Origin of the sequence: Paraburkholderia translucens (assembly GCF_020881035.1) — a bacterium.
In the GTDB taxonomy this organism is placed as follows: domain Bacteria; phylum Pseudomonadota; class Gammaproteobacteria; order Burkholderiales; family Burkholderiaceae; genus Paraburkholderia; species Paraburkholderia translucens.
In genome coordinates, this window is sequence record NZ_JAJITC010000001.1 from 602,989 (window position 1) to 618,303 (window position 15,315).

General features: G+C 65.0%; 13 protein-coding genes. 4 read left to right on the plus strand and 9 right to left on the minus strand.

Going from position 1 to position 15,315, the window contains the following annotated elements:
- Window positions 1-49 precede the first annotated feature (49 nt).
- From LJ655_RS02735 to LJ655_RS02745, 3 genes are read right to left on the minus strand one after another with little or no spacing between them, the layout of a single operon-like run.
- Window positions 50-940 carry a transglutaminase family protein gene (locus LJ655_RS02735; RefSeq protein ID WP_230559712.1) on the minus strand — a complete coding sequence of 297 codons (891 nt, stop codon included), beginning with the start codon at window positions 938-940 and terminating at the stop codon, window positions 50-52.
- A complete protein-coding gene (locus tag LJ655_RS02740; protein ID WP_230559713.1) occupies window positions 937-3,558 on the minus strand; it encodes a circularly permuted type 2 ATP-grasp protein in 2,622 nt (873 codons plus the stop codon). Before LJ655_RS02740 ends, LJ655_RS02735 begins: the two co-directional genes overlap by 4 nt.
- 29 nt (window positions 3,559-3,587) lie before the next feature.
- Window positions 3,588-7,073: a transglutaminase family protein gene (locus LJ655_RS02745; protein ID WP_230559714.1), complete on the minus strand. Its 3,486-nt coding sequence runs from the start codon at window positions 7,071-7,073 to the stop codon at window positions 3,588-3,590.
- Between the two features lie 314 nt (window positions 7,074-7,387).
- On the opposite strand from LJ655_RS02745, the gene LJ655_RS02750 reads away from it, so the two are divergent.
- Entirely contained in the window at window positions 7,388-8,506 is a 1,119-nt protein-coding gene (locus LJ655_RS02750; RefSeq protein ID WP_230559715.1) for a zinc-binding metallopeptidase family protein, read from the plus strand.
- Window positions 8,507-8,711: 205 nt separating this feature from the next.
- Window positions 8,712-9,860: a GNAT family N-acetyltransferase gene (locus LJ655_RS02755; protein ID WP_230559716.1), complete on the plus strand. Its 1,149-nt coding sequence runs from the start codon at window positions 8,712-8,714 to the stop codon at window positions 9,858-9,860.
- A 278-nt stretch (window positions 9,861-10,138) separates the two neighbouring features.
- Here the strand turns inward: LJ655_RS02755 and LJ655_RS02760 are convergent, their stop codons facing one another.
- Together LJ655_RS02760 and LJ655_RS30045 are read right to left on the minus strand one after the other, a co-directional pair.
- Window positions 10,139-10,561, minus strand: a complete 423-nt coding sequence (locus LJ655_RS02760; protein ID WP_230559717.1) for a phasin family protein — start codon at window positions 10,559-10,561, stop codon at window positions 10,139-10,141.
- Window positions 10,562-11,254: 693 nt separating this feature from the next.
- Complete coding sequence (locus LJ655_RS30045; RefSeq protein WP_268991294.1) at window positions 11,255-11,380, minus strand: hypothetical protein; 126 nt, start codon at window positions 11,378-11,380, stop codon at window positions 11,255-11,257.
- Here LJ655_RS30045 and LJ655_RS02765 point away from each other — a divergent pair.
- On the plus strand, window positions 11,358-12,149 hold the full coding sequence (locus LJ655_RS02765; protein ID WP_230559718.1) for a DUF4410 domain-containing protein: 792 nt from the start codon (window positions 11,358-11,360) through the stop codon (window positions 12,147-12,149). The two genes, LJ655_RS30045 and LJ655_RS02765, sit on opposite strands and share 23 nt — an antisense overlap.
- Window positions 12,150-12,225: 76 nt before the next feature.
- Here the strand turns inward: LJ655_RS02765 and LJ655_RS02770 are convergent, their stop codons facing one another.
- From LJ655_RS02770 to LJ655_RS02785, 4 genes are all read right to left on the minus strand, one after another.
- Window positions 12,226-12,363: a hypothetical protein gene (locus LJ655_RS02770; protein WP_230559719.1), complete on the minus strand. Its 138-nt coding sequence runs from the start codon at window positions 12,361-12,363 to the stop codon at window positions 12,226-12,228.
- Window positions 12,364-12,404: 41 nt separating this feature from the next.
- A complete protein-coding gene (locus LJ655_RS02775; RefSeq protein WP_230559720.1) occupies window positions 12,405-12,902 on the minus strand; it encodes a universal stress protein in 498 nt (165 codons plus the stop codon).
- Between the two features lie 176 nt (window positions 12,903-13,078).
- Window positions 13,079-13,429 (minus strand): hypothetical protein, encoded by a 351-nt coding sequence (locus LJ655_RS02780; RefSeq protein ID WP_230559721.1) that lies wholly within the window; start codon window positions 13,427-13,429, stop codon window positions 13,079-13,081.
- An 18-nt stretch (window positions 13,430-13,447) separates the two neighbouring features.
- On the minus strand, window positions 13,448-13,765 hold the full coding sequence (locus tag LJ655_RS02785; RefSeq protein ID WP_230559722.1) for a DUF1840 domain-containing protein: 318 nt from the start codon (window positions 13,763-13,765) through the stop codon (window positions 13,448-13,450).
- A 290-nt stretch (window positions 13,766-14,055) separates the two neighbouring features.
- Here LJ655_RS02785 and LJ655_RS02790 point away from each other — a divergent pair, with 290 nt between their 5' ends.
- Window positions 14,056-15,222 (plus strand): HPP family protein, encoded by a 1,167-nt coding sequence (locus tag LJ655_RS02790; RefSeq protein WP_230559723.1) that lies wholly within the window; start codon window positions 14,056-14,058, stop codon window positions 15,220-15,222.
- Window positions 15,223-15,315 lie beyond the last annotated feature (93 nt).

Here is a 15,315-nt window from a genome sequence, read left to right on the forward strand (position 1 = left end):
ACATTATGGCCGAACTACGTCGAATTCCGCGAATGGACCGCACCCGCCGTCACAACTCCAGCACCGTCACACCCACTTCCATCCGATGCGCGCCGCCGCCAAGAATCGTCCCGCGCAGCAGCGACACATCGCTGTAATCGCGCCCGATCGCAAGCGTCACATGATCGACATCGGCGAGCACGTCGTTGGTCGGATCGAGATCGATCCAGCCGCTCGCCGGACAATGCACCGACACCCACGCATGCGAGGCATCCGCGCCAATCAGCCGTGGCTGGCCCGGCGGCGGATCGTTGCGCAGATAGCCGCTCACGTAGCGCGCGGGCAAACCGAGCGAACGCAAACAGCCGATCATCACCTGCGCGAAATCCTGACACACGCCGCTCTTCAGCTCGAACGCGCGTTCGGCCGGCGTATCGAACAGCGTTGCCGACGGCTTGTACGCGAAGTCCTCGTGAATCCGATGCATCAGATCGATCGCGCCCGCGACGAGCGGCCGGCCGCGCGTGAAGCTCGGCAACGCATAGGCGCGCAGCGCCGGCCGCAGCGTGATATTCGGCGACGCGAAACAATACTCCGCTTCCGGTCGGAACGCGCCGCCCACGCAAAAACGCAGTGCCTCGGCCACGCTTTCCCAGTCGGGAGTCGCCTCGGCATCGAGGTCGGTCCAACGCGGCGTCAGCGCGACCGTGGTTTCGCTGACGAGCTGCAGGCGCTCGTGCGGTGTATCGAGCGCGAAGTACAGCACGTCGTTGCCGAACGCGTCGATACGGCTATGCTGATACGACGGCTTCGGCTCGATCCGCTCGCTGCGCGAGATCACCCGCTGCCACGGGCACGCGAGCGGCCGGATCGTCGCCAGATGCTGCGCTGTTTCGACATACGTCGAGTAATGGTAAGTCGTGCGATGTGAGACCGACAGCACGGTCGGCGCCTTCTTCATACCCATACCTGCGAGGCGACCGTGGTTGCGTGACTGAAATAGCGCGCGCTGATCTCATGCGCGGCCGCGTTGGCCAAGCCGCCGATCTGATCGCACAGCGCGATCAGCGTGGCATGCGATCCGTTTTCGTCGACCTCGCACAGCGATTCGAGCGACGGCAGCATCTCGACGGGCGGCAGCAGCTCCGCAAACGGCCGATGCCGCAGGCTGCCCGCCGCGACGGCGATTTCGTCGAGCTTGTTGCGCAGCCGCTCGTACACGCCATAAATGCCGCGCGGATTGTGCGGTTCGATCACGAGCAGATCGAGCAGCGCGGGCACTTCGAATCGCCCCGGGTACAGCGATCGATACGTGAGCGTGCTGTCGAACATTTGCAGCAACAGATCGAAGCCGGCGGGCGTCGCGAGCTGGCCGTTCGCGGCGACGACGCGCATGAACGCGGCCATGCTCGCCACGCGTTCGATATGACGCCCGACGAACAGCAGCCGCCACGCTTCGTCGCGCGTCATGCGGTCACCCTGCGCGCCGCTGATTGCCGATAGCTGCACCGACAGATGCTCGAGCGCATTCGCAAGCGTCACGCGATCGTAACGATCGAACGCACTACCGCTATTCGTGCTGCCATTGCCCGCGCCCACGGCCGGCAGCAATACCTGCAACGCGTCTTCAAAGTCATTGCGCGCCGCGAGGATCATGCGCCAATGATCATTCGACAAGCGGCCACGCACCTCGCCGTTCGCGCGGGCCTGGCAATTCAGGTTCTGGCTGATGCTCACGCTCCCCGCGCTCCCGCCGAGATTCGCGACGAGCGCGCGCTCGAACGTCTGCGGCGACACCGGCGCGTGCGGCGCCGCCATGTCGCCCGCCTGCACGAGGCCGCACCACGTCGCAAGTTCGAGCAGCGTCGCGAACATCGCATCGGCGTCGTTGCCTTCGAGCGAGCCGAGAATCAGCCGCAGCAGCCGCACGTTGTTTTCCGCGCGCTCGCCGTAGCGGCCCGCCCAGAACAGATTTTCCGCGGCGCGGCTCGACACCGTGCGATGCTTGCGCGTGAGGTCGGCGGGCTGCAGCGGCGAAGGCAGCAGCGTAAACGTCGAGGTCGGCTGGCTCGACAGCACCCATGTATCGACACTGCTGCCGCCGTACTGCATCGATACCGTGGTCTGCCGCTCGGCGGCCATGCGCGTGAAGCCGCCCGGCATCACGTGCCAGCCGCCGTTGACGTCGGCGATCGCATAGACGCGCAGCACCGACGCCCGGCCGCCGACCGTGCCCTCCTCGTAGCGCGGCGTGCAGGAAAAGCGCTGCTCCTGCTGGATCGTGAACGCGTCGGGCACCGCCTCGATGCGCTCGCGCCATGCCGCGAGCGGCTGCCTGCCGCGCTCGATGCCCGGCGGCGCGTCGCGTCCGGAGACCGGCCAGGTCGGCACGATGAACGCCTCGTCGAGATGCGCGAACGCATGCTCGCGCGCGGCTTGCTCGCCGCACCACCAGGTCGGCACGCCGGGCAGCAGCAATTCCGCGCCGAGCAAGGCCTCGGCGATTCCCGGCAAGAAACCGTGCAGCGCCGGCGATTCGGCGAATCCCGAGCCCGGCACGTTCGACACGATCACATTGCCTGCGCGCATCACCTGCAACAGCCCTGGCACGCCGATCGTCGAATCGGCGCGCAGTTCGACCGGGTCGCAGAACGCGTCGTCGAGACGGCGCAGTACGACGTGCACGCGTTCGAGCCCGGCCAGGGTCTTCAGATAGAGCCTGTCGCCCCGCACGGTCAGATCCTTGCCTTCGACGAGCGTGACACCGAGATAGCGCGCAAGGAACACGTGCTCGAAATAAGTTTCGCTATACGGCCCCGGCGTGAGCAGCGCGATATGCGGCGACGCGTCGGCGCTTTCACCGTCGCGCATCGTCGCATGGGCGGCCTGCACGTGTGTGGCGATCAGTTGCGAATAGAGCGGCGCGAGGCGGCTCACGCGCAGCGAGCGGAATGGCTCGGCGAGCAGCGTCGAGATGATCAGGCGGTTCTCGAGCGCGTAGCCGAGGCCGGACGGCGCCTCGGTGCGATGCGCGATCACGCTCCACTCGCCGCCCGGCGTGCGCGCGAGATCGAGCGCGACGACCTGCAGATACTGGCCACCCGGCGGCGTGAAGCCCTTCACCGAGCGCAGATAGCCCGGATGACCGAACACCAGCGCGGGCGGCAGTTGCCCACGTTCGAGCAGGGTCTGCGGTCCGTAGATATCGGCGACGATCGCGTTGAGCAGATGCGCGCGCTGCGCGACGCCGCGCTCGATTTGCGCCCACTCGGCCTCGCTGATCAGGAACGGCAGCAGGTCGAGCGCCCAGGGCCGCGACTTGCCGTTGTCCGCGTAGACGTTGTAGCTGATGTCGTTGTCGCGGATCTGCTGCGCGATCGACGCGTGATGGTCCGCGAGCCGCGCGACGCCGCCTTCGCCAAGCAGCGCGAAGAACTGCCGCCACGGTTCGCGCAGCGCGCCGGAGGCGTCGCGCAACTCGTCCCAATGTCCGTCATGACCCGGCAGCAACCGCAACATGGACGAAGCGTCCGCCGGCAGCGCGGACGCTTCAAAGGGCAAAGTCGATTGAAAGGCCAAGATCGTGTGGTGTCAGCGATGCATGTTGTTCAACTGTGCCGCAAATCGAGCGTGAACGGAAACTCGAGACTGCGCTGCGGCGTGCCCACGGCGAGCGGCCCCGGCGTATGGCCCGACGCGAAGAAACGCGCGCGCCGCCGGCTTTCCGCCTCGTAGGCGTTGACCGGGAAGGTCTGATAGTTGCGCCCGCCCGGATGAGCGACATGATACTGGCACCCGCCGAGCGAGCGGCCGCTCCAGGTGTCGACGAGGTCGAACGTGAGCGGCGCATGCACGCCGATCGTCGGATGCAGCGCCGACGCCTGCGACCACGCGCGAAAACGCACGCCGGCCACGTACTCGCTGACACGGCCGGTGGGCTGCAACGGCACCGGCACACCGTTGACGCTCAGCACGTGGCGATTGCCGTTCAAGCCCAGCGCACGCACCTCCAGCCGCTCGACCGATGAATCGACATAACGCACCGTGCCGCCCGCGGCGCCCTCCTCGCCCATCACGTGCCACGGTTCGAGTGCATTGCGAATCGTCAGATCGATGCCGCTCAGTGTCATCTCGCCGACGAGCGGAAAGCGGAATTCGAAGTGCGGCGCGAACCACGCGCTGTCGAATGCGAAGCCCGCTTCGCGCAGCTCGGCGAGCACGTCGTCGAAATCCATTTTCACGAAGGTGCCGAGCAGGAAGCGGTCGTGCAGCTCCGTGCCCCAACGCGTGAGGCGCTGCGTGTACGGCGTGCGCCAGAATCGCGCGACCAGTGCGCGCAGCAGCAGTTGCTGCACCAGACTCATGCGTGCATGCGGCGGCATCTCGAAGCCGCGCAGTTCCAGCAGGCCGAGGCGGCCGGCCGGCCCGTCGGGCGAATAGAGCTTGTCGATGCAGAACTCGGCGCGGTGCGTGTTGCCGGTCACGTCGATCAGGATGTTGCGCAGCGCCCGATCGATCATCCAGGGCGGCAGGTTGCCGCTGTCGCGGCCGCCGAGCAGATCAACTTGCCGTTGCAGTTCGGCGAGCGCGATTTCAAGTTCGTAGACCTGATCGTTGCGGGCTTCGTCGACACGTGGCGCCTGGCTCGTCGGCCCGATGAACAGCCCCGAGAACAGATACGACAGAGACGGATGGTTGTGCCAATACGCGATCAGGCTCGCGAGCAGATCGGGCCGCCGCAGGAACGGGCTGTCGGCCGGTGTCGCGCCGCCGAGCACGAAGTGATTGCCGCCGCCGGTGCCGGTGTGGCGCCCGTCGAGCATGAATTTCTCGCTGCTCAGGTAGCTGTGCGCCGCCGACTGGTACAGGTACTCGGTGTGATCGACGAGCTCGTCCCAGTTCGCGGCCGGATGAATGTTGACTTCGATCACGCCGGGGTCCGGCGTGAGCTGCAGCACTTTCAGGCGCGCGTCGCGAGGCGGCGGATAGCCTTCGAGCACGATCTGCATCTTCAGTTCATCGGCCGTCGCTTCGACCGCGGCGAGCAGGTCGAGATAATCGTCGAGATCAGTCAGCGGCGGCATGAACACGTGCAGCAGCGTGCGGCCGCTGCCGAACGAATGTGCCTCGGCTGTGGGGCCTGCCGCGCGTTTCGGGTCGCGCGCCTCGACGCACACCGCCGTGCGCAACGTGTCCTTCGACGACTGCCCACGTGCCGGCGCCGACTCGTCATGGCGCGGCGGCGCATATGCGAGCACCCCGCCGTGAGGCATTCCGCTCAGCAGATCGGCGGCCGACAGCGATAGCGCGGCCGCCTGCCGTGCGCTGGCCGCTTCGTCAGCGATCTGCCGGCCCTCGCGCCCGCCCTCGTACTGAACGCGCAACTGCGCGGCCGTACGCAGCGGCTGCGGCGGCGCGAACGGATCGTGCGCATGCTGATACGGATAGTCGGTCTTCGACACCCACGGCAGCGAATCGAGCGGCAGCCGGTAGCCCATCGGCGAATCGCCGGGGATCAGATACATGCGTTCATCGCGGAAGAACCAGCGGCCCGTGATCCACGTTGGTGCGATGCCGGGCGCGCCGCGCTCGCGGCCGATCGGCAACACATAGCCCGACGGGCTCGCGAGCCCCGCGTCGAACACGCGCCGCAGCCGCACGCGTTCGAGTTCGTCGTCGAGGCGCGCGTCGAACGGATCGACGTTGACCGGCAGACGGCGCTCGCGCCACAGGTAGTACCAGGCGTCTTCGTAGCCGGGCTGAATGCAGTCCGCGTCGAGAGACAGCTTTGCGGCCAGATGCGCGATGAAGCGTTGCGCGTCCCCGGCCGTGTAGCGGCCCGGCTCGCGTTCGTCGGCGAACAGCGCCGGGTTGTGCCAGCACGGCTCGCCGTCGGCGCGCCAGTACAGCGACATCGCCCAGCGCGGCAGTTGCTCGCCCGGATACCACTTGCCCTGGCCGGTATGCAGGAAGCCGTTCGCGCCGTAGCGCTGGCGCAGCCGGTCCATCAGCGCGACCGCATAGCCGCGCTTGGTCGGTCCGAGCGCATCGGTGTTCCATTCGGCGGCGTCGCGATCGCGCACCGACACGAAGGTCGGCTCGCCGCCCATCGTCAGTCGCACATCCATCTCGGCGAGGTCGTCGTCGACTCGCGCGCCCATCTTCAGCACCTCGCCCCATGCGGCTTCGCTATACGGCTTCGTGACGCGCGGCGACTCCAGCAAGCGTTCGATCGACATTTCGTGCTCGAACTCGACCTCGCATTCGTCGACCGCGCCCGAGATCGGCGCCGCGCTGCCCGGCTCCGGCGTACAAGCAACCGGAATATGCCCTTCGCCCGCGAGCAGCCCCGAGGTCGGATCGAGCCCGATCCAGCCCGCGCCGGGCAGATAGACCTCGCACCACGCGTGCAGGTCGGTGAAGTCGACCTCGGTGCCGCTCGGGCCGTCGATCGATCTGACGTCGGGCGCAAGCTGTAGCAGATAGCCGGACACGAAGCGCGCGGCGAAGCCGAGTTGCCGCAGCGTCTCCACGAGCAGCCAGCCCGAATCGCGGCACGAGCCCGAGGCGTTGGTCAAGGTCTCCTCTGGCGTCTGCACGCCCGGCTCCATGCGGATCAGATAGCGGACCTCGCGTTGCAGCCGCTGGTTCAGCGCGACGAGAAAGTTCGCGGTGCCGGCCGGCGTGCGGTCGATGCTCGCGACGAACTCCGCAAAGCGCGGCGTCATCGGCCGCTTCACGCAGTAAGGCGCGAGCTCGGCCGCCAGTTCCGGCGCGTACTCGAACGGAAACTGCTCCGCCGACGGTTCGAGAAAGAAGTCGAACGGGTTGTAGACGGCCATTTCGGCGACCAGATCGACACTCACCTTGAACTCGCGCGTCGGCTCGGGAAATACGAGCCGCGCCTGGTAGTTGGCGAACGCGTCCTGCTGCCAGTTGATAAAGTGCCTCGCGGGCTCGACGCGCATCGAGTACGACAGGATCGGCGTACGACAATGCGGCGCGGGCCGTAGCCGCACGACCTGAGGCGAAAGCGACACCAGCCTGTCGTAGCGGTAATGAGTAACGTGATGCAACGCGACGCGTATGGACACTCCGGACTCCTCGACGAAAGGGGCAGCCCGCCAAAAAAGCAAGCTCTATGCCGTTGTTGGACAAACTCGAATGAACCGCCTGATGTTGCCTGACCTGCGTGTGCGTTTTGCGTACCGCTCACCTTCCCGCTGGTCCGCGCCGAAGCATGCACCAAAACGGAGCAGCGCCGTTGCACGAACATGACCGTACTGTGCGTTAAAGCGGTGAGGTCTGGCAATCCCGGCATGAAGATTGCGGCCCGCTTTCGCCGACTGGCGCGCTGACTACGGCGCTCAACATGACTCGTCACAACACTCATCACGAGGCCCGCCCGATGAAAATCTTTCACTGCAATCGCTGCGCGCAACTCCTGTTCTATGAGAACGTCCGCTGCGAGCGCTGCGACTCGCTGCTCGGCTATGTGCCTGAACAGCGGGAAATCAGCGCCTTCGAAGACGCTGGCGACGGCTGCTGGCGCAGCCTGCACCCCGAGGCGAACGGCGCGCTGTTCCGGCAATGCCACAACTACGCGGTCGAGAATGTCTGCAATTGGATGATTCCCGCCGATTCGCCCGACACGCTGTGCCGGTCCTGCCAGCTGACCCGCACGATTCCGAACCTGAGCGAACCGGAAAACCGGCTCTACTGGTACCGGCTCGAAGTGGCGAAACGGCGTCTGCTCTACACGCTGGCCGGGCTTGACCTCGACGTGCCATCGCGCGAAGCGGACCCCGAGCACGGTCTCGCCTTCGAATTTCTCGCCGACGGCAGCGACGGCGAGCGCGTCATGACCGGTCACGACAACGGACTGATCACGCTGAACATCGCCGAGGCCGACGACGCGCATCGCGAGAAGGTCCGCACCGCGATGGGCGAACCATACCGCACGCTGCTCGGCCACTTCCGCCATGAGACGGGCCACTACTTCTTCAGCCAGCTGATCGAAACCGAGCCGCGCTGGCTCGAACCGTTTCGCGGGCTGTTCGGCGACGAGCGGGCCGATTACGGCGAAGCGCTCGAAGCCTACTATCGCGAGGGCGCGCCGGCCGACTGGCAGGCATCGTACATCAGTGCGTACGCGACGATGCATCCGTGGGAAGACTGGGCGGAGACCTGGGCGCACTACCTGTTGATCGTCGATGTGCTCGATACCTCGACGTCGTACGGGCTCGCGCTGGTGCCCGACGATCCGCGCGAGCCGACGCTGACCGACCGCACGCCGGTCGAGGATGCGAGCTTCGGCAATCTGATGAAGCGCTGGTTTCCGCTGACGTACGCGCTGAACAGTCTGAACCGCAGTCTCGGCATGCCCGACGGCTATCCGTTCACGCTCGCCGCGCCGGTGGTCGAGAAGCTGCGCTTCGTGCATCGCGTGATCGCGGCGGCGGGAGACAGGAGCGCAGGGAAACGCTCGCCATCGGCCCACCAGCAAAGCCCTGCGCAAGCTCAGTAAGCCACGTAAGACCCCGTCCCGCCCGGCGTTGCCTGCTGCGCGATAACGGGCGTGTGTCAGCTACCGCACGGACGCAACCCGCCTGAAGCCTCAAATTTCCGCCAACCGCGGATTCGCACCGGGTAGCCCGTATGGCGAACGGTGCCGATCGATACCACAAGGACAGCGGCGACACGAACCACTTGAGACCAGCCTGAGCGACGCCATGCAGCGATTTGAAGACAACGTGTGCAACCAGCAATCCGGCCTTGAAATCATTACTGATCCCGACGCTTTCCTCGCGCTTCGACACGCATGGAACGCGCTCTGGTCGAAAGCCGACGGACGCCACCACGAGGCATTCGATGTCTGCTGGTTGTGCTGGACTCAGGTGGCGAAGCCGCGCGGTCGCCGGCTGCATTGCATCGTGTATCGGGAAAACGGTGAACTCGTGCTGGTCTGGCCGCTCGTGAGCCGCCGGCGGTTCTTCTGGACCGTGCTCGAACCGCTTACGCCCGGTACCGCTGAATACACCAGCATTCTCAGCGCCCCCGGTGCGAGCGTGGCGATCGAGGCAGCTTGGCGCGCCGCGACCCGATACTCTCAAGCCGATATCTTCAATATTCCGTACGTAGTCAAGAACGCGCCGTTCTACGATCTCGCATCGCGACACACGGGCCTCGTCGCGACGACGCAGCATGTCTCCGCGATGGCGTTTCTGCGCAATGAGCCGGATTGGACGGCTTACTGCAGCACGCTGGGGACGTTGTCGAAGAAAAAGCCTGGCGCGCGCGAAAAGCGCTTCCAAAAGGAAGGCACGTTGGAAATCCGCGCTCTCGACGCCAAGGACACGCACGCGCACGCCCAATGGGTGGACTGGATGCTCGCGCGCAAACGCGAGTGGGCGGAACGCGTCGAAAAACAAGGGCCTTGGCTCGATTCGCGCGAGTACCGGGACTTTCTGGTCAACCTCGTCGACGGCACGCACACGCAGCCGATGGGAATACTTTTTGTGATGACGCTCGACGGCGCGCCGGTCGCGGCAAGCCTCATAGGCTTGGGGCATACGTGCATCAACGGTCTGATCGCTGGCTTCGACCCGAAGTTTTCGAGGTTCGCCCCCGGTTCGATCATGATGGAGCGTTGCATCAAATGGGCCTGGGAAAATCGTATGGATGTCGACTTCGGCATCGGCACGGAGGATTTCAAGGCGTACTGGAGCCGCGGCAACATACTGCCGAACACGAGCTTTCAGATTGCTACCACGCGCTGGGGAAAAATGGCGTTTTACGCCAGGGGTCTCGCGAAAAGATTGGCGGATAGGCGCGCCGCCGGAGCACGCGCCAATGCCGGCAAAGCCACGATGACCGCCTAGTGCGGCCAACTTCCGGTATCACGCAGCCGCTGGAAGTTGAAGTAAGCAATGCGCTTCCCGAATGGTCGCGGCTCTCTCGCGGAAAATCCAAGCCAGAGGGAACCAGCAGATACCGCTTCGGGATATAACGACCCTGACTTCGAAGAAGCGGTGGCCTTCGCAATCGAAGTCGAACGCGAGCGCCAGATGCCCTACCCGCATGAGTGGGAATAACGCCGCGAAGGGCTTGTCGGCCCTCCGCGGTATCGATCGTTTGAAACGCCTCGCCTGCGTTACTGTTACTTCTTCTGCTGTAGAAGCGACTTCAGCTCCTGCACGTTCTCCTCGACGCGTTTGGCGATTACCGCATACGACTCCGCCTGCGTCTGATACGCCGCTTGCGCGAGTTGCTGCATGTCGGCAAGCGCCTTATGCAGACTCTGCTGGATCAGCTCCGCGGTTTTGCTCGACGGCGTAACGCCGGCCGCGGTGAGCTGCGTCGTCAGCGACTGTAGCTCGCCCAGCGTGGCGCGCAGCATCTCAGCCTGTTTCTGCGCGAGCGACTGCATCCCCTGGAATGCGGTCTGATTCGCCTGAACCAGCGCTTCCATGTCCTTGCGGCGCGCTTCCATGATGGCGGGCACGTCGAAGCCGGGGAGCTTGAACTGCTCCAGCATTTTGGTGAAATCGCCAAACGGATTGGCTGCTTCGGGTCGGTCCATGCGAAATCCTCCTTGCGGTTGAAGACTCATCGCCTTTGCGCCGCCGGGTGAGGCGCGACGCCGATGCCGGCGGCGGCGCGTGCCGCGCGTGCCGCGACGGCGAAATGGTTTTGGGGTCGCACGGCACGTCGCAGCAATCATGCGCTATCCGGCTTCGTTGCGCCAGTGGGCCCGCCCTGGCGTGAACCCACTGCGCTGACGGGCGCCGTGAATGGTCCGAAAGGTGGGCCAGGCGCTTGCGCTCGCGGACCACTGAAGCGCTCCCACCATCCGCCCCGCGCGGCTTTTCGGATTGCGTGGGCTGTCCCACATTGGCGCTTCACTGGCGCTTTTCATCTTCCGTCAGGAGATTACGATAGGGACTTCGCAACATCAGGCGAGGGTGAAGGAATGCGCTATCCGCTGGACGTGGCCATCGCCGCCGCCCTGCTCGTGTTGGTCCTGTGTTGCATCGTCGGGCTCGCTCTGAACTGATCGGCGGCCGACGTTCGCCTGTTCTCGCCCACGCCCTCTGCTTCGTCCATTCCCTCGCTGCTTCGCAGCGCATGGCACCGCGCGCGCCCGTGCTTCGCGCCTTCATTTCGCCGTGACATCACTCGAAATAATTGTTGAATAGAGTTCGGCGGACGACTCCCCCATACTTCGTTCGCTGCCGGTGCGTCACGAAACACAGACGCATGAGATCGAAAGGCTTTACGTGCGAATCCCTTCGCCGATGATCGACGATCCCACGGTTGCCCGATCATCGGCGACGGACTCGAACAGACCGGCACCGCGTGCCGACACCAGGATCATCATGTCGACTTCAGTGAACTTCATCAACAAGAACGCCGCCCGTTTCACCTGCATCGCACTCGTCTGCGGCAGCGCGCTGCTGAGCGGCTGCGCTGGCGCCAGCGTCACGAATCTGAGCGCGGCGAGCACGTCCGTGACCGCCGACGCAGGCACGCAGTCGACGATGCATCCGGACACGATCTACGTGTACACGTTCGATGCCGATCCGCAGCAGGTCAAGCTCGACAGCGGCGGCATGCTGCACAGGCTGAAGACGCAGATGTCGGGTTCGTCGGACGCGCAGAAGCAGGTCGCGGATGCGGCCCAGGTGCGCGAGCAGGTCGCCGACGAGATCGTCCATCAGCTACAGGCGATGGGTCTGCATGCGATGCGCACCGACGCGCCGGTGCCCGCCGACCAGAACGCGCTGCTCGTGCAAGGCAGCTTCGGGACGATCGACGCCGGCAATCGCCGCCGTCGCACGCTGATCGGCTTGGGCGCGGGCAAGAGCGAGGTGAGCAGCGTGGTGCAGCTCGTCTACCAGCCTGCGGGCGGCGCGCCGCGCGTCGTGCAGAGCTTCACGGCCAACGCGGACAGCGGCAAGATGCCGGGCATGGCGGAAACCGCCGGGGTCGGCGCGGCGGCCGGCACCGTCGCGACCGCGGCCGCGGCGGGCGCGGGCTTGCATGGCGTGAGCGAAACGAAACGCGCGGGCGTGTCGGACGATGCAAAGCGCCTCGCCGATGCAGTCGCGAAGCAGATCGCGCGGTTTGGCGTCGAAGCCGGCTGGATGCAGGCCGCGCAAAAGAGCTGAGCGATCGACCGCGGCCGGCTGCGAGCCTGGGCCAGATAGTGCGGCGGGGTACAAACGGCCCGCGCGCCGCTTGGCGTCACTCGACAGGCGGCTCGCCTTCGGGCTTTTTCTTCAGCCGCTGCGCATCATCGTCGCGCGGCGGCAGCTTGCTTTTTTCGTTATCGCTGTGCCTGGCGGGCTGGGGATGCCTGAGTTGCTCCTCGACGTCTTTCATGTGTGCCTCCCGGCGAACGCAACACAACACAAACACGACGCTCATGAATGTTCGGCGGACCGCGCGGTCTCGCCGGTGCCCGTCACCACGGCTGGCGCATCGGCTGCCGCGCCGATCGTCACGAGCACGCTGCATGTGACGCGGTCGAGCAGCAGCGCGTCGTGGCGGCCGCCCCACCAGCGCGCGAGCCCATGACTGCGACGATGCCCGACGACGACCAGATCGGCCTTCAGATCGTTGGCGAAGAACGAAATCTCGTCGAGCGGTTCGCCGATTGCGAGATGACCTGTCGCGCGAATACCGCGTGCGGCGAGTTTCTGCAAGCCCTCGTCGAGCACCGCTTTGGCGGATTCGTTGATGAAATCGATTGGCACCGCGGAGGTGATGTCCGCGCCCTGCATCCAGGCCGTATTGTTGAGCACGGAAAGCAGGTGCACTTCTGCTTGCAGATCTTGCGCGAGAGCGGCACCGTCCTTCAACGCGTGTTGTCCTTCGCGTGTTCCGTCGTAACAGAGAAGAATGCGCTTGAAGCTCGACATGGGAACCTCCTTGCGCCGCGTGCGCGCCACATCCTCATGAAAATTATATGTCAATTGGCGACATACACTGCGCCGCGTCAGGCATGCAAATATCCACGGAAACGCCGCGAAAAAGCACTATTCGCGAGATTCGGCGCTCGCCGCATCTCCGCGTCGCGCCTGTCTGGAACGCTGCGCTACGACTCCGGCCACAGGAAGAAAACATGCGCCGCGTTTGCCGCGGGATCGACGGGCAAACCATAGCCACGCGAATGAGCGGTCCATCTTTCGTGCGGCGAACCGTTCGGCCATTTCACGAGCACTACGGCTCCGCTGGACAACTGGTCGACAACGGTGCCGCCAAACACGCCGATCACACTGCCCCGCACCCCGGCATCGCGCGCCGCGGTGCACGAGTCATGCGTCGTCGGCTGATATCGATCGGTTTCCCGCGCGGGGGAGAAAGCGTAGGCGTAGGTGGTAAGCGGAACGGCGCAAACTGAAATCAGCAGGATTGCCAAACGTCGCCGCGACACACGTCGTTTCATCGCAACTCCTTCGACGAACTACAGCCCCCAGATAATGTCCGCGTCCGAGGCGCGCGCCGCGCGCATCATGTGCAGAAACGGCCATGCCCGCTGCGACAGCCGGTTGGGCGAATCGCGCTGATTGCTGGGCGAGCAGTGCAATGCTTCGAGCATCGTCTCCGCGGCCGCGTCTTCGGTAATGGCGGCTTCGAGCCTATCGATCGCGTGCGGCAACTCATCATGGCTGATGACGCCTCGCTCGCCGAGCCGCTTGCCGATCAGACCGAGCAGGTATTGCGCAAGATCCCTGAGCATGACGACATCCGGCGACGCCGTCGATTGAAATGTGATCATCATGATGGCTCCCTTATAGAACTATCAGATAACGGGCCAACAAATCCCTGTCACCATTTTACATCACGTCATGACAGAAAAGAGCGCATGAAAGCCCATCGCGGTGGCGTGTTGGACGACGTGGGCCGCGGTGCCGACTCTCTACGATTGCCAACAGATTGCCCGCGCCGGGAGCCGGGTCTGGAACTTTTTATATCATATTGAAATATAATCATGACCAGACTGTATTCGCGTTGCCAGGGTTCCCCCGGTAATGTCGGGCCCGGCATCATCGACTACTTTCCGCTCCCATCTTGTCCCGCACATCTGTTTCCGGCTGGCTTGCCAGCTTTCTCCCTGCTCCGGTCACCGTGAAATGGCACGAGCGTGCGCGCTCTTGCCTCGGCGCGTTGCTCGGCATCGTGTTCACCGGCGGCCTGATGCTTCTGCTGTTCGGTCCCGCGGCGAACATTCCGCTGCTCGTCGCGCCGATGGGCGCGTCCACCGTCCTGCTGTTCGCGGTACCCGCGAGCCCGCTCGCGCAGCCATGGTCGATCATCGGCGGCAACCTCGTGTCGGCGACGATCGGCGTGACCTGCGCAATGCTGATCGGCGATCCGACGCTCGCGGCCGCGCTCGCGGTGTCGCTGTCGATCTGCGGCATGTTCGCGCTGCGCTGCGTCCACCCGCCGTCGGGCGCGGTCGCATTGACCGCGGTGCTGGGCGGCCCGGTCATTCACGCACTCGGCTATCGCTTCGTGCTCGAACCGATAGCGATCCAGTCTGCCGCGCTGCTGTTCGCGGCGCTCGTCTATCACGCGGCGACCGGCCACCGCTATCCGCACGCGGGCCGCCAGGATCGCGCGACGCCGAGTCAGGCCGCCGACGAAGCCGCACGTGTCGGCTTCACGCGCGACGATGTGAAGGCCGTGCTCGCACGCCGCGATGAAATGCTCGACATCGACACCGACGACCTCTATTCGCTGCTGCGCGAAACGCAGCTTCAGGCGTTCTCCCGCAGTTTCAACGAACTGCGCTGCGAGGACGTGATGTCGCGCCACGTCGTATCGGTCTCGCCGGGCACGCGCGCGGCGGCCGCATGGCAGCTGTTCAAACGCCACAACGTGAAGGCGTTGCCGGTCGTCGATGCGGCGCAGAAATTGGTCGGCATCGTTACGCGCGCCGATTTCGTCGAGAGGAAAAGATTCGGTGCGCTGGCGCCGATCCTCGACTACTTCGACGGCTGGCTGCGCGGCGATGCGCTTCGTATTCCGAACGTAGGCAGCGTGATGACCACCGACGTTTGCAGCGTCGCCGCAAACGCGCCTATCACCGAACTGGTGCCGATGTTCGCGAATTTCGGCCATCACCACGTCCCGGTGCTCGATCACGCGGAGCGCGTGGTCGGCATGATCACGCAGGTAGACCTGATCTCGGGCCTGTATCGACAAACCGCCACCCGAGCCCGCGAGGCGGCCTGATTTCAATTAAAAGAGCCAGGAGACCGGGCGCGCAATGCGGTAGTGAAGGCCGCAACTCACCGAAATACATCATGAAATGATATATTTCAGGCT

Coding starts and splice junctions, on each gene's coding strand:
- LJ655_RS02765 (WP_230559718.1), top strand. CDS start 11,358: ATGTCGACTTCAGTGAACTTCATCAACAAGAACGCCGCCCGTTTCACC.
- LJ655_RS02770 (WP_230559719.1), bottom strand. CDS start 12,363: ATGAAAGACGTCGAGGAGCAACTCAGGCATCCCCAGCCCGCCAGGCAC.
- LJ655_RS02735 (WP_230559712.1), bottom strand. CDS start 940: ATGAAGAAGGCGCCGACCGTGCTGTCGGTCTCACATCGCACGACTTAC.
- LJ655_RS30045 (WP_268991294.1), bottom strand. CDS start 11,380: ATGAAGTTCACTGAAGTCGACATGATGATCCTGGTGTCGGCACGCGGT.
- LJ655_RS02755 (WP_230559716.1), top strand. CDS start 8,712: ATGCAGCGATTTGAAGACAACGTGTGCAACCAGCAATCCGGCCTTGAA.
- LJ655_RS02780 (WP_230559721.1), bottom strand. CDS start 13,429: ATGAAACGACGTGTGTCGCGGCGACGTTTGGCAATCCTGCTGATTTCA.
- LJ655_RS02775 (WP_230559720.1), bottom strand. CDS start 12,902: ATGTCGAGCTTCAAGCGCATTCTTCTCTGTTACGACGGAACACGCGAA.
- LJ655_RS02750 (WP_230559715.1), top strand. CDS start 7,388: ATGAAAATCTTTCACTGCAATCGCTGCGCGCAACTCCTGTTCTATGAG.
- LJ655_RS02760 (WP_230559717.1), bottom strand. CDS start 10,561: ATGGACCGACCCGAAGCAGCCAATCCGTTTGGCGATTTCACCAAAATG.
- LJ655_RS02785 (WP_230559722.1), bottom strand. CDS start 13,765: ATGATGATCACATTTCAATCGACGGCGTCGCCGGATGTCGTCATGCTC.